Raw genomic sequence first — 14066 nt, forward strand, 5'->3', positions numbered from 1 at the left:
GTTGCCCCAAGGAAACGCACAATGCCGGAGATGATAGGAATAATCCTGTTGGCGGAAATGCTGTCGAAAGACGGCCGCAGGCGACATGAGTTCGAGGAATTGCGCAACCGGAGCCGACTGCCTGGCCGGTTTGCGGCCGCAATTCAGAGGTTTCGCGTACGCTGGTCGCAGTAATGTTGTCAAAAACAAAGACCCGGCCGACGCCACTTCGGCGTCGGCCGGGTCTTTCTGTCTTTCAGGACATGCCGCTCAGGCGGCGCGGCCGACCTGGCGGGCGGCATTCGCCGGCTCCAGCCGGAACTGCTCGACGAGCATCATCAGCGTGTCGGCCTGGTTGGCGAGTTCGCGGCTGGCGCTGGTCGCCTGCTCGACCATGTTGGCGTTCTGCTGGGTCATCTGGTCCATCTGGTTGACCGAGCCGTTCACCTCGTGCAGCGCAGCCGCCTGGTCGCGGCTTGCGGTCGCGATCATCTCGACATGGCTGCTGACCGAGACGATCTGCTGGCTGATAGAGGCCAGCACCGCGCCGGTTTCCTGAACCAGTTGCGACCCGGAGTTGACTTCGGTGGTCGACTTGTTGATCAGCCCCTTGATCTCGCGGGCGGCTCCAGCCGAGCGTTGGGCGAGTTCGCGCACTTCTTGGGCAACCACCGCGAAGCCCTTGCCCGCATCGCCGGCGCGCGCGGCCTCGATGCCGGCATTCAGCGCCAGCAAGTTGGTCTGGAAGGCAATCTCGTCGATGACCTCGATGATCTGCTCGATCTGGCGCGAGGCGTCCTCGATGCGGCCCATCGCGGCAATCGCATTGCTGACGACGACCGCCGAGCTGTCGGCGCTCTTCTTGGTATGCGTCACTGCGACATTGGCCTCGTGCGCCCGTTCGGCCGACGAGCGCACCGTGACGGTGATCTGGTCGACGGCGGCAGCCGTTTCCTCGAGCGACGCGGCCTGCGCCTCGGTGCGCTTCGACAGCGAATCGGCGGAGGTATGCATGTCGTTGCCGCTGCGCTGGATCAGAAGCGCGTTGTTGCGGATCTGCACGAGCGTGTCCTGCAGGCGGATCAGCGAGCCGTTGAAGTCCGTGCGCAGCTGCTCGAGGCGGCCGGTGAACGGCGTTTCGATCTGCTGGGAAAGATCACCCTGCGCCAGGCGGCCGAGACCAGCTGCAAGCTGGCTGACGGCGAAATCAATCTGGCTGTCGAGCGCCCGTTTTTCGGCATCATTGCGCATGCGCTCAGCTTCTGCCAAGGCGCGCTGCTCTTCGCTCTCGGATTCGATGCGAACCTTGGACAGGGCGTTTTCCTTGAAGACACCGAGAGCGCGGGCCATGTCGCCGATCTCGTCGCGGCGCGCGCCGCCGTCGATCGACGTATCGAGCGCGCCGTCGGCGAGACGACGCATCGCCGCAGTGATCTGGCCGATCGGGCCTTTCAGCGTCAGCACCAGCGCGCCGCCTGCGAGGAGCGCGATCAGGATGCCGACAACAGTTGCGAATACGGAAACCTGGTTAGCTTTGTCGCGCTCGACCGATGCGGTCGTCTTCTGTCCCTCGGCAAAAGCCGTCAACTGGCCCCAGATGTTGTCGATCTCGGCGGCGGCGGCGGCAAACTCCGCCTGGCGCTTCTGGCTGAGGTTGACCAGCGCCGTGCTATCGTTGGTCATCTTCTCGATGATCGGCTTCAATGCATTGACGAGTTTCGAGAAGAACTCCAGATCGCCCGCCGTCCCGGCGAGGCTCTGTATATCCACTTCCATGACCTTAAATTCACGGGCCAGGCGCTGGCGGCCTTCCTCGTCGGATTTTTCAAGGAAACTCGCGGCGGCGATGCGGATCGAATAGACCGAATTGACCAGCTTGCGCGTATCCGTCAATACCGCTCCGGCCTTGACAAGGGGCGCGTCGAGCTTGCCGAAGGTTGCCGTCGCCTCGCGCATCTTCAGGCCCGCGGCAGTGTGGAGCTGGATGCTCGTCTGGCGAAAGCGCGCCATGAGCTTGCCGATCGCGGCCGCCGTTTCGTCGCTCTTGTCGCCACCGTCGACCAGCGCCTTGATCTCGCCAATCGTCTTCTTGAAGGTTTCGGCAACCGCCTTCTGGTTTTGCGGCAGGCCGGAGCTGATCTTGCGCAGCACCTTGGTCATGGCACCATAGGACTCGGCCGCGACCTTGACTTTGTCTTCAGCGTTGGCGGCCCTGCCGAAATTCGAATTGAAGGCAACCAGCGTATCGCTGGAGGAGGTCAGGCGCTCGGCTTCGCGCAGCAACGACTTTGCGGCTTCCTCGTCCTTGCGGACACCGCGCTCCATCTTGGTCGCTTCCTCCAGCACCTTCATCTGCTCGCCCAGCAGCTCGCCAAGGCTTGCGGTGATGGATTTGCGCAGGCTCACTTCATTCTCGTAAAGCATCCAGAGCTGTCCGACCCGGTCGCTGATCTTCGTGCTGCCGTCGACGGCCTGTTGCAGCTGCCGCCGGCCCTCATCGTCCACCACCTGCGACAGCGTGTCCGATAGAACCCCTTGCTGCGCTTCAAGTTTCGCGACAACCACCTGTCGTGTTTCCTCCGATGTGTTCTGGAGGAAGGTATTCATGCCGGCATAGACATCCTTGAAACCGCTCAGCGACTGCAGCACGCTGTTGGAGATTTCCATCCGCCCCTGCAACAATCCCGACGCGTAGAGCCCGGTGATACCGACGGCGCAGATGCTGACGACGAAGGGCAGGATGAACAAGAGCACCTTCGTCTGGATTTTGAAGCGGGCAAGAATCTTGTCGATGAACATGAATGCACCTTGGCTCGCAGCCTGCATCCGCCCTCCATGAAGCCCTACAGACTTTCCCGGTGCGCCGACAAGCTGATGATTTGACTGAAATCCATGCGGCGTCGCGCCGCCAGCCTGCCAGGCATTCATTGCATGACCCGCCACTCCCCATGGGCGAGATCACGGCAGACTCCGTTGTGATGCATTCTTCGACGGGAAGAATTAATATTTGAATAAATGCGACTTAATTCGTTTCAAACACGCCGCGAAGATGACGGCGTGGACAATCGCAACTGGAAATGCGTTACCAGTCGCTGCGCATTGACGCTTGAGGTTCAGAAGGACCAGAACAAGGGAAGTGCGGCCAGTGCGGTGAGAGCACCGAGCGCGACGACGGCGGCGCGGATCAGCATGCTCTTCCGCGTTTCGCGTTCATCAGCCTTCGCGATGGCGATAGCACGGGCTGTGGAGCGGCTGCGATACTGGTTCATGGCGTCATGTCCTTTCGACAAAGCAACGATAGACCCGGATGATCCGGACCGCCAGCCCGCTTCATGTTGCAACTGCACATGAAAGAGAAAAAATGTCGCTTTTCTGATACATTTTCCGAAAAGCTCATCTTTTTCTGTCCGGACCGGTAGTGCCAGCTTATGGAACAGGTTCCGCCAGATATCTTAACAATGGCTGAAGGCTCGCGAGACCTTTTGGGATTGGCTATGCTGTCTGCCCCGCAGAAAAGCCCGATGCCCAGGCCCATTGGAAATTATAGCCGCCGAGCCAGCCGGTGACGTCGACGCATTCGCCAATGAAATAAAGCCCAGGAAGATCACGCGCCTGCATCGTGCGGGAATCGAGCGCCTTGGTATCGACGCCGCCGAGCGTGACCTCTGCGGTGCGGTAGCCTTCCGAGCCGGCCGGGGTGATAGCCCAATCCTTGATACCGGCGCAAAAACCGTCGATCACCTTGTCGGAGAGATCGGCAAGCGACCGGTTGATCAGGCCGGCGGTCTCGGCAAAGAACTGTGCCAAGCGTTTCGGCAGATGCTCTGAGAGCGCCGTCTGCAAGGCTTGGCGGCCATTTTCGCGGCGCGCCTCTTTAAGCATCGCTGCGATATCGACACGTGGCAACAGGCAAAGCCGGATGTCGCCACCCTCGCGCCAATAGGAGGAAATCTGCAGGACTGCCGGACCACTCAGGCCCCGATGAGTGATCAGCACAGCCTCCTCGAACACCGTCTTGCCGGAGCGTGCCTCCGCTTCCACCGCAACGCCGGAAAGAGCGCTCAGGCTTTCCAGTTGCGCCGGATCGAGCGTCAGCGGGACTAGCGCCGGGCGGGTCTCGATCAGCGGCAGGCCAAACTGCTCGGCAATTCTGTAGGCGAAACCCGTTGCCCCCATTTTCGGGATCGACTTGCCGCCGGTGGCAATAATCAGGGCAGTGGTGTCGATCACGCCGTCCGTCGTTGCCAAGCGAAAACCGGAAAGTCCCTTGTCGGCGGATTGGACCTGCACCCCCAGCCGCAGCACGGCGCCGGCTCCTTTCATTTCCGACAGCAGCATACGGATGATGTCCTTGGCGCTGTCGTCGCAGAATAGCTGACCAAGCGCCTTTTCGTGCCAGGCGATGCTGTGGCGCTCGATGAGCGTGATGAAATCCTGCGGCGTATAGCGCGCCAGCGCCGACTTGCAGAAGTGCGGGTTTGCCGAGAGAAAATTCTTCGGGCCCGCATGAAGATTGGTGAAATTGCAACGCCCGCCGCCCGAAATGCGGATTTTTTCTCCCGGCGCCTTGGCGTGGTCGAGCACCAGCACCCGGCGGCCACGCTTGCCCGCCTCGATCGCCGCCATCATGCCGGCGGCACCCGCGCCGATTATCACCACGTCATATTGTTCAGCCAAGGCATCCGGTCCTGTTTCGACTTCCTTTTCCGGGCAGTGGCTTGAAAGTCAATCACTCACTGCTCCGGGGTTTGCAAATACAGCCTGTGCGGGCTGGAAAGTCCCGGTTTTCACCCTGTTCAATTGCCAAACTCCGGCTATGATGGCCTATCCGAACCCAAACCCGGTGATTTATGCCTGCCAGAAGAAGCATTACCCGACAAACAGCAAAGATCAGCAAGACTTCAAAAATTCCCCCCGCCCTGCAATCTGCCCGAGGAGTCAGTACCTGGAAGGAAGCCGCCGACTGGTTGAGAATCCGCGGCATCGAAGACATCGAGTGCATCACCCCTGATATTGCCGGGGTACCGCGCGGCAAGATGATGCCTTCCTCGAAATTCACCTCGAACACCTCGCTCGCCCTGCCATCGGCGATTTACCGCCATACTATTTCGGGTGAATACCCGGAGGAAACGGGCGAATTCCGCTACGATTCCCGCGACAGCGACATCAAGCTGGTGCCCGACCTCTCGACCCTTTCGATCGTTCCCTGGGAAAGCGACCCGACGGCGCAGGTTATCTGCGACATCGCCGGCTCCCAGGGCGAAAAAGTTCCCTATACGCCGCGCAACGTTCTAAAGCATGTGCTCGATCTCTATCACCAGAAAGGCTGGAAGCCGGTGGTGGCGCCGGAAATCGAATTCTACCTGGTCGCCAAAAACGAAGACCCAGACTATCCGCTGAAGCCGCCGACCGGCCGCTCCGGCCGCGCGATCCTTGGCGGTCAGGGGTACTCCATCGCCGGCGTCAACGAATTCGACGAACTGATCGACGACATCTATCATTTCTCCGAAAAGCAAGGTCTCGAGATCGACACGCTGATTCATGAGGAAGGTCCGGCGCAGCTGGAAATCAACCTTCGCCATGGCGATCCTATCGAACTGGCCGATCAGGTCTTCATGTTCAAGCGGACGATCCGGGAAGCCGCGCTGAAACACGGCATCTACGCCACCTTCATGGCCAAGCCGATGCAGGGACAAGCCGGTTCGGCCATGCATATCCATCAGTCGGTCATCGAGATCAACACAGGCCGCAACCTGTTCTCCAACAACGATGGCTCCGCGTCGAAGGATTTCTTCTCGTTCATCGGCGGCATGCAGAAATATATCCCGAAGGCGCTCTCGATGATGGCGCCTTATGTGAACTCCTATCGCCGTTTGACGCCCGACATGTCGGCGCCGGTCAACAACGCCTGGGGCTATGACAACCGCACCACGGCTTTCCGCGTGCCGGTTTCGGAGCCGGTCGCGCGGCGCGTCGAAAACCGGCTGCCGAGTTCGGACGCCAATCCCTATCTCGCCCTCGCCGCCTCCCTTGGCTGCGGCTATCTTGGCATCCTTGAAGGGTTGGAACCATCGGCGCCGTCGGATGACACGGTAAACGGCGGCACAATCGACCTGCCGCGCGGTCTGCTCGAGGCTATTTCCCTGCTTGAGTCGGAGCCGGCTTTCGCCGAAGTCTTCAGCCGTGAATTCATTGCCATCTATGCCGGGGTGAAGCGTGGCGAGTTCGAAACCTTCATGCAGGTGATCAGCCCTTGGGAACGTGAGTTCCTGCTTCTCAATGTCTGACCGGAAAGGTTGAGGCCATGCCTTGGCAAAGCCCGATCTCGCCGGGAATCTCCTGGTATGAAGACAACGTGCCGGAGCGGCCGGAATATCCGGCGCTGTCCGGCTCGGTCGAGACCGACGTCGCGATTGTCGGCGGCGGTTTCACCGGTCTGCAAGCCGCCTACAATCTCGCGCTGAAAGGGGTTCGCGTCACGCTGATCGACGCCTGCCGCTTCGGCGACGGCGCTTCCGGCCGCAACGGCGGGCAACTCGGCACCGGCCAGCGCTGGTCGCCGGAGGACCTGGAGGATTCACTTGGTTTCGAGCGTTCGAAGGCTTTGTTCGGTCTAGCCGAAGATGCGAAGAAATACCTCCTCGACTTTGCTTCCACGCATGGCATCGACATCGAATATGTTCCGGGCCAGCTCAACGTCTCTCACAGGAAGAGCCTTGAGAAGGATTACCGCGACTGCGTCGAGATTGCGGCGTCTCGCTACGACTATCCGCACCAGAGCTTCATGGATCGTGACGAAACCGTCGCCCGGCTCGGTTCGGAGCGCTATTTATTCGGCATCCGCGACACCGGCACCGGCCATATCCAGCCGATGAAGCTGCTCGTCGGCCTGGCGAAGCAGGCGGCGCTTGCCGGCGCCTTGCTGCATGAGAAGACCAAGGCGCTGAAAGTCAGTCAGAACAGTGGCCGGATCATCATCGAAACCGAGAGGGGCAATATCCGCGCGGACAGAGCGCTGATCGCCTGCAACGGCTATATCGGCAATCTCGAACCGGTGACGGCGCGACATGTGATGCCGATCCGTTCCTTCATCGGTGCAACAAAGGTCCTCGCCGATTTCCCGGATGTGCTGCCCGGCGCTGAGGCCGTTGCCGATTCGCGCTTCGTCGTGCGCTATTTCCGCAAATCCAAAGACGGCCGGCTGCTGTTTGGCGGTCGCGAGGCCTATACGGCCGACAATCCGCGCGATATCACCGATCATATCCGGCGCCAGATCACGGAAATCTACCCGTCGCTGGCCAACATCGACATGACCCATGCCTGGGGCGGCTCCGTCGGCATCACCATGCCGCGCCAACCCTTCGTGCGCGAAGTCATGCCCGGCGTCACCTCGATCGGCGGCTATTCCGGCCATGGCGTCATGCTGTCGAACTACTGTGGCAAGCTCTATGCCGATCTCGTGACCGGCAACCGGTCGGATCTCGACCTTCTCAGGGACTTGAACGTTCCGGCATTCCCGGGCGGCACGCGCTTCAGGTCCGTGCTTTTGTTCCTCGCGCTCAGCTGGTATGCCTTGCGCGACAAATTCTAAAAGCCGTGCCGTGTCATTTTATTGCATCGCACCCTAGCGCTTTTAAATCGATTAGATTATAAACTCCTCAGACCAGAACGAGATCGAGATTTCTCATGAGCAGCCAGATCATCCCTGTGGAACCCTTTGACTATGTGGTTTTCGGAGGCACCGGCGACCTTGCCGAGCGTAAGTTGCTTCCCGCCCTCTATCATCGCCAGCTGGACGGCCAATTGAGCGATCCGACCCGCATCATCGGCGCATCGCGCAGCGCTCTCAGCCACGAAGAATACCGAAAATTTGCCCAGGACGCGCTCAAGGAGCATCTCAAGCCGGGCGAATATGACGAGGCTCAGGTCAAGATTTTCGCCGACCGCCTCTTTTACGTTCCCATCGACGCCAAGTCTGACAATGGCTGGGACGAGTTGAAGCATCTGCTCGACGAAGGCAAGGATCGGGTCCGCGCCTTCTATCTCGCCGTTGCTCCGGCCATCTTCGGCGACATCTCGGAAAGGATTCGTGACCACAAGCTGATCACGAAGACGACGCGGATCGTCGTCGAAAAGCCGATCGGCCGAGACCTTGCTTCGGCGCTCGAACTCAACGACACAATCGGCAAGGTGTTCAAGGAAGAGCAGATCTTCCGTATCGACCACTATCTCGGCAAGGAAACCGTGCAGAACCTCATGGCGTTGCGCTTTGCCAATACGCTTTATGAGCCGCTGTGGAACTCCTCCTATATCGACCATATCCAGATCACGGTTGCCGAATCCGTCGGTCTTGAGAGCCGCGCGGGCTATTACGACAAGGCGGGCGCCCTGCGCGACATGGTGCAGAACCATATCCTGCAGCTTCTCTGCCTTGTCGCCATGGAAGTGCCGCCGTCGATGAATGCGGAAGCCGTGCGTGACGAGAAGCTGAAGGTGCTGCGCGCGCTGAAGCCGATCACCCCCACCAACGTCGAGAAACTCACCGTGCGCGGTCAGTACAAGGCGGGTGCTTCCGCCGGCGGTGCGGTCAAGGGTTATCTCGAGGAGCTTGACGGCGGTGTCTCCAACACGGAGACTTTCGTCGCCATCAAAGCGGAGGTCGACAATTGGCGCTGGGCCGGCGTTCCGTTCTACATTCGCACGGGCAAGCGCATGGCGGGCCGCATGTCGGAAATCGTCATCACCTTCAAGCCCATCCCGCACTCGATCTTCGACGAGGCAGCGGGCCGCATCGCTGCCAACCAGTTGATCATCCGGCTGCAGCCGGACGAAGGCGTCAAGCAGTCGCTGATGATCAAGGACCCGGGTCCGGGCGGCATGCGACTGCGCAACGTTTCGCTCGACATGACCTTCGCGGAGGCTTTCAAGGCCCGCAGCGCCGATGCTTACGAGCGCCTGCTCCTCGATGTGGTGCGCAACAACCAGACGCTGTTCATGCGGCGCGACGAGGTCGAGGCCGCTTGGCGGTGGATCGATCCGATCCTGAAAGCATGGGAAGCCGTCGGCCAGCAGGTTCAGGCGTATACGGCCGGCACCTGGGGTCCGAGCCAGGCGATCGCACTGATCGAGCGTGACGGCCGCACCTGGCATGAAGTGATCTGAGGGAGATGGAATGACGGCTGCGATGCATGTTTTCGATAGCGGTGCTGCCCTTGCCGAAGGGCTGGCCGGCGCCGTGGCCTCAGCGCTCTCGGCGGCCATCGCCACGCGCGGGCAAGCCTGCATCGCCGTCTCGGGCGGCTCGACCCCGAAGGCCTTCTTCAAGGCCCTGTCCGGCAAAGCGATCGACTGGTCCAAGGTAACGGTGACGCTGGTGGACGAACGTTTCGTCGACCCCGACAGCGACCGCTCGAATGAGAGGCTCGTTCGCGAAAACCTCTTGGTCGATGCAGCCGCGGCGGCCAGGCTTGAACCGCTCTATTATCCTGCGTCGACCGCCGAAGAAGCGGCTGCGGCTGCCGCGAAGCAGACGGCCGGCATCGGCTGTCCCTTCGATGTCGTCATCCTCGGCATGGGTGGCGATGGCCACACCGCTTCCTTCTTTCCCGGCGGTTCGCGCCTTGCCGAGGCGCTTGACCCCGCCACGCCACGCGGCGTGATGACGATGGAAGCAGAAGGGGCCGGCGAGCCCCGTCTGACATTCACATTCTCCAGCCTTCAGGACGCCCGGTTTCTCGTGCTCCATATCGAAGGCAACGGCAAGAAGGATATTCTTGCCAAGGCAGAAGCGCCCGGCGACGAGGCGGAGATGCCGATCCGGGCGATGTTGCGCCGGGCTTCGTCTCCGCTTCAGATTTACTGGGCACCCTAAAGCACGTCGCGATCTTTCAGATTCGCTAACCGCGCTTTAGGTCTCTGATTTTACGCATGTCGTTCTCGCAAAACCGCTGCACACTTTTGCGCGACATGCTTTAAGCCAGGATCCGGGGTCCCAAGGCCCGGATTGACCGCAACCATGCTGACCAGAGGAGTCACAAGGACTCCGGAACAGGATATGCCATGTCCGCCGATTCCCGCATCGCCGCTATCACTGCCCGCATTGTCGAACGTTCGAAACCCTTCCGCGAACCCTATCTCGAGCGCGTGCGCAACGCAGCAGCCAAGGGTGTGCATCGTTCGGTTCTCGGTTGCGGCAACCTTGCGCACGGCTTCGCGGTCTGTTCCCCCTCCGAGAAGGTCGCCCTTTCGGGCGACACGGTGCCCAATCTGGGCATCATCACCTCCTACAACGACATGCTGTCGGCGCATCAGCCATTCGAGACCTACCCTGCCCTGATCCGCGAGGCGGCGCACGAAGCAGGCGGTATCGCGCAGGTGGCAGGCGGTGTGCCGGCCATGTGCGACGGCGTTACCCAGGGCCAGCCGGGCATGGAGCTTTCGCTGTTTTCGCGCGACCTGATTGCCATGGCGGCCGGCGTCGGCCTGTCGCACAACATGTTCGACAGCACCGTCTATCTCGGCGTCTGCGACAAGATCGTGCCTGGCCTGATGATTGCCGCCATGACCTTCGGCCACCTGCCGGCCGTGTTCATTCCGGCCGGCCCGATGACCTCCGGCCTGCCGAACGACGAAAAGTCGCGTGTGCGGCAATTGTTCGCCGAAGGCAAGGTTGGCCGCGACGAACTGCTCGAAGCGGAATCGAAGTCCTATCACGGCCCCGGCACCTGCACCTTCTACGGCACGGCAAACTCCAACCAGATGCTGATGGAGATCATGGGCTTCCACCTGCCCGGCGCCTCCTTCATCAATCCGGGCACGCCGCTGCGCGATGCGCTGACCAGGGAAGCAACCAAACGGGCCCTGGCGATTACAGCACTCGGCAATGAATTCACGCCGGCCGGCGAAATGATCGACGAACGCTCGATCGTCAATGGCGTGGTCGGCCTGCATGCAACCGGCGGCTCGACCAATCACACCATGCATCTCGTCGCCATGGCCCGCGCGGCGGGCATTGCGCTGACATGGCAGGATATCTCGGAGCTGTCCGATATCATCCCGCTGCTTGCCCGCGTTTATCCGAACGGACTTGCCGACGTGAACCATTTCCATGCCGCCGGCGGCATGGGCTACCTGATTGGCCAGCTGCTGAAGAAGGGCCTGCTGCATGGCGACGTGCGCACCGTCTTCGGCCAGGGGCTCGACGCCTATGCGATCGACGTGAAGCTCGGTGCCAACGGCGCCGTGCACCGCGAACCGGCACCGGAGCAGAGCCATGATCCGAAGGTGCTCGCGACGATCGAGCATCCGTTCCAGCCGTCGGGCGGCCTGAAGATGCTGACCGGCAACCTCGGCAAGGCCGTTATCAAGATTTCCGCCGTCAAGCCGGAACGCCACGTCATCGAGGCGCCAGCCAAGATCTTCCACGACCAGTCGGAACTGCAGGCGGCGTTCAAGCAAGGCAAGCTTGAGGGCGATTTCATTGCCGTCGTCCGCTTCCAGGGGCCGAAGGCCAACGGCATGCCGGAACTGCACAAGCTGACGACCGTGCTCGGCATCCTGCAAGACCGCGGCCAGACCGTGGCGCTTGTTACCGACGGGCGCATGTCCGGCGCCTCCGGCAAGGTTCCCTCGGCGATCCACATGACGCCGGAAGCCAAGGAAGGCGGGCCGATCGCCCGTATCCGCGAGGGTGACGTCATTCGCCTCGACGCCATCCACGGCACGATCCAGCTGCTTGTCGATGCCGCGGAGCTTGAAAGTCGCGCGCCGGCCGAAGCCGACCTGTCCCAGAACGAGTTCGGAATGGGCCGGGAAATGTTCGCACCGTTTCGCGCCGCGGTCGGCGCTGCGGAACACGGCGCCAGCGTCTTTTTCCAGTGAAAGCAGGAGCCCTCGGCGTTGAACCGAGGGCTTTCCTCTCCAGAAAATTTGATCAGGGCAGCGGACCGGGGTGCATATCGCTGCGGCCGTCATAACGCTCGATCTGCAAGTCGAAGATATCGATGCCTTCGATGCAGCGGGCATTGATCGACACGCGCTCGCCGGGATAGCCGGTGCGCATCAGGGCAACGCCGCATGTCGGACAGAAATGATGGCCTTCGGTGACGCAGCGCCAGACATAGGTGGACATGCGTCGCCGCTCGCTGAGCAGCGTTATCTTGTTGGCGGGAACCTTCCAGTGGAGGAAGCCGGAGCGCCGGCACGCCGAACAATTGCATTCGATCAGCTCGGAAATCTCTTCATCGACTTCAAGGCAGATATCGCCGCAATGACAGGATAGGCGATAGGGTCGTTCCATCAGGGATCATCTCGCTTTGCCGTGTCCGATGCCTATCAATCCGCCTCTTGCGAGCGGAGTCAAGCGCGGGCAACAACCGGCCGCGCCAATCGCGCGGAAGTGAAACGATCAGCTATAGATGTCGAGCACACGGTTCCGGTGGTTGGGATGGGTGCTGTAGACAAAGATGCGGTTGAGGTCTCGCTCCGACATCAGGCGCAGGAAACGCGCTTCGAGGATGTTGTTGGCATGGACGCGCTTGACGATGCAGCCGATCATGCCGATGCGGGCGCTCGGGATATCGAGATAGAAATTCTGCGGCAGCTTGAACTGCGTGGCGATGCCGATAATCGCGCTGCTTTTGGAGATTTGCAGCAGTTCGCAGCGGCGCGAGGAGAGGTTGAGCATACCGTTTTCGGTATATTCGATGCGCGCCTCGTTGCGGGTTTCCTCCATCGGGAAGTTGGCTTCCCGATCGTACATGAAGGATTCTTCGCGGTTGAGATATGTCGGTTTATCGGATGCCTGTCCCCGCATCGATCTGCTCCCTTAATGTGTTTCCAACAGATTAGCGGCGGAGGTTTAACAGAGAGTGAGTCGGGGGCTGGAAATGGTACCGGTTGCAGGAAAATCCGGCCGAAAAGGACTTCCGGACGGATCCTCCGAGGGCTTGGCTTGCCCTATACGCGATAGGTTTTGCCGTTCGCGTCGAACAGATGCAGCTTGGCCTTGTCGGCCGTGAACCGCACCTTGTCGCCACGCTTGATATCGAGAATGCCGGGTATCTTGGCGATGATCGGTTCGTTGGCAACCAGGCCCTCGATATAGAGAAGGGTGACTTCGCCCAGCGCTTCGATGATCGCAACGGTACCCTCGAACAGAAAGTTGTCGCCGGGCGAAACCCGCAGGTCTTCCGGCCGGACGCCGAAACTTGCCGTCTTGCCGTTTTCGGAGGCCGGGGTCCCGATGTCGAGAACATCCCGCTTGCCGCCGGTCAGTTCGACCGTCGTTTCCGCACCTGTGCCGACGATCTTCGCCGGAATGATGTTCATCGCCGGAGAGCCGATGAAGCGAGCGACGAAAAGGTTGGCGGGGCGCTCATAGAGTTCGAGCGGCGGGCCGACCTGCTCGATGTGGCCGGCCGAAAGAACGACGATGCGATCGGCGAGGGTCATCGCCTCCACCTGGTCGTGGGTGACGTAGATCATCGTCGTATCCGCCATGGCCTCGTTCAGCTTGGCGATCTCGATGCGGGTGGCGACGCGAAGGGCAGCGTCCAGGTTCGACAAGGGCTCGTCGAACAGGAACACCTTTGGATCACGGCAGATGGCGCGGCCGATGGCGACGCGCTGGCGCTGACCGCCGGAGAGCGCCTTTGGCAGGCGGTCGAGATATTTGGTGAGCTGCAGGATATCGGCGGCGGAGCGGACGCGCCGGTCAATCTCCTCCTTCGATTCCTTCGCGATGCGCATGCCGAAGGCCATGTTGTCGTAGACCGTCATATGCGGATAAAGCGCGTAGGACTGGAAGACCATGGCGATGCCGCGCTGTGAGGGCGGCACGTCGTTGACCAGGCGATCGGCAATATACATTTCGCCGCCGGAGATTTCCTCAAGCCCAGCGATCATGCGCAAGAGCGTGGACTTGCCGCAGCCCGAGGGACCGACGAACACCACAAACTCGCCCTGCTTGATCTCCAGATCAATGCCGTGAATGACGTCAACCGCGCCATAGGACTTGCGGATATCTTTCAGTTGCAAACCCGACATGTCATCCTCCCCTTCATTTCTCTCATTTTCGGCATTCATGA

11 protein-coding genes are annotated in these 14066 nt (G+C 60.8%); 5 read left to right on the forward strand and 6 right to left on the reverse strand.

Features of this window, described 5'->3' with window-relative positions:
• Positions 1 to 249 precede the first annotated feature (249 nt).
• The 3 genes from ACSQ2Z_RS18530 to ACSQ2Z_RS18540 form a co-directional block, all read right to left on the reverse strand.
• A complete protein-coding gene (locus ACSQ2Z_RS18530; RefSeq protein WP_436083121.1) occupies positions 250 to 2778 on the reverse strand; it encodes a methyl-accepting chemotaxis protein in 2529 nt (842 codons plus the stop codon).
• A 314-nt stretch (positions 2779 to 3092) separates the two neighbouring features.
• Positions 3093 to 3248, reverse strand: coding sequence for a hypothetical protein (locus tag ACSQ2Z_RS18535; RefSeq protein ID WP_436082552.1), 156 nt, complete (start codon positions 3246 to 3248; stop codon positions 3093 to 3095).
• Between the two features lie 223 nt (positions 3249 to 3471).
• A complete protein-coding gene (locus ACSQ2Z_RS18540) occupies positions 3472 to 4656 on the reverse strand; it encodes an NAD(P)/FAD-dependent oxidoreductase (RefSeq protein WP_436082553.1) in 1185 nt (394 codons plus the stop codon).
• A gap of 173 nt (positions 4657 to 4829) precedes the next feature.
• On the opposite strand from ACSQ2Z_RS18540, the gene ACSQ2Z_RS18545 reads away from it, so the two are divergent.
• The 5 genes from ACSQ2Z_RS18545 (at position 4830) to edd (ending at position 11859) form a co-directional block, all read left to right on the forward strand.
• Positions 4830 to 6266, forward strand: a complete 1437-nt coding sequence (locus ACSQ2Z_RS18545; RefSeq protein WP_436082554.1) for a glutamine synthetase family protein — start codon at positions 4830 to 4832, stop codon at positions 6264 to 6266.
• A gap of 17 nt (positions 6267 to 6283) precedes the next feature.
• Positions 6284 to 7570 carry an NAD(P)/FAD-dependent oxidoreductase gene (locus ACSQ2Z_RS18550; protein ID WP_436082555.1) on the forward strand — a complete coding sequence of 429 codons (1287 nt, stop codon included), beginning with the start codon at positions 6284 to 6286 and terminating at the stop codon, positions 7568 to 7570.
• A 95-nt stretch (positions 7571 to 7665) separates the two neighbouring features.
• Positions 7666 to 9141: a glucose-6-phosphate dehydrogenase gene (zwf, locus tag ACSQ2Z_RS18555; RefSeq protein WP_436082556.1), complete on the forward strand. Its 1476-nt coding sequence runs from the start codon at positions 7666 to 7668 to the stop codon at positions 9139 to 9141.
• A gap of 10 nt (positions 9142 to 9151) precedes the next feature.
• On the forward strand, positions 9152 to 9850 hold the full coding sequence (gene pgl, locus ACSQ2Z_RS18560) for a 6-phosphogluconolactonase (RefSeq protein WP_436082557.1): 699 nt from the start codon (positions 9152 to 9154) through the stop codon (positions 9848 to 9850).
• Between the two features lie 188 nt (positions 9851 to 10038).
• A complete protein-coding gene (edd, locus tag ACSQ2Z_RS18565) occupies positions 10039 to 11859 on the forward strand; it encodes a phosphogluconate dehydratase (RefSeq protein ID WP_436082558.1) in 1821 nt (606 codons plus the stop codon).
• A gap of 52 nt (positions 11860 to 11911) precedes the next feature.
• On the opposite strand, the gene ACSQ2Z_RS18570 is transcribed toward edd, so the two are convergent.
• The 3 genes from ACSQ2Z_RS18570 to ACSQ2Z_RS18580 all read right to left on the reverse strand — a co-directional run bounded on the left by ACSQ2Z_RS18570 (position 11912) and on the right by ACSQ2Z_RS18580 (position 14025).
• Positions 11912 to 12277: a GFA family protein gene (locus tag ACSQ2Z_RS18570; RefSeq protein WP_436082559.1), complete on the reverse strand. Its 366-nt coding sequence runs from the start codon at positions 12275 to 12277 to the stop codon at positions 11912 to 11914.
• 108 nt (positions 12278 to 12385) lie between these two features.
• Positions 12386 to 12793, reverse strand: a complete 408-nt coding sequence (locus ACSQ2Z_RS18575) for a hypothetical protein (protein ID WP_436082560.1) — start codon at positions 12791 to 12793, stop codon at positions 12386 to 12388.
• Between the two features lie 143 nt (positions 12794 to 12936).
• Complete coding sequence (locus ACSQ2Z_RS18580; RefSeq protein ID WP_436082561.1) at positions 12937 to 14025, reverse strand: ABC transporter ATP-binding protein; 1089 nt, start codon at positions 14023 to 14025, stop codon at positions 12937 to 12939.
• Between the last annotated feature and the right edge of the window lie 41 nt (positions 14026 to 14066).

Source organism: Pararhizobium sp. LjRoot235 (genome assembly GCF_964254145.1).
Taxonomy (GTDB): domain Bacteria; phylum Pseudomonadota; class Alphaproteobacteria; order Rhizobiales; family Rhizobiaceae; genus Pararhizobium.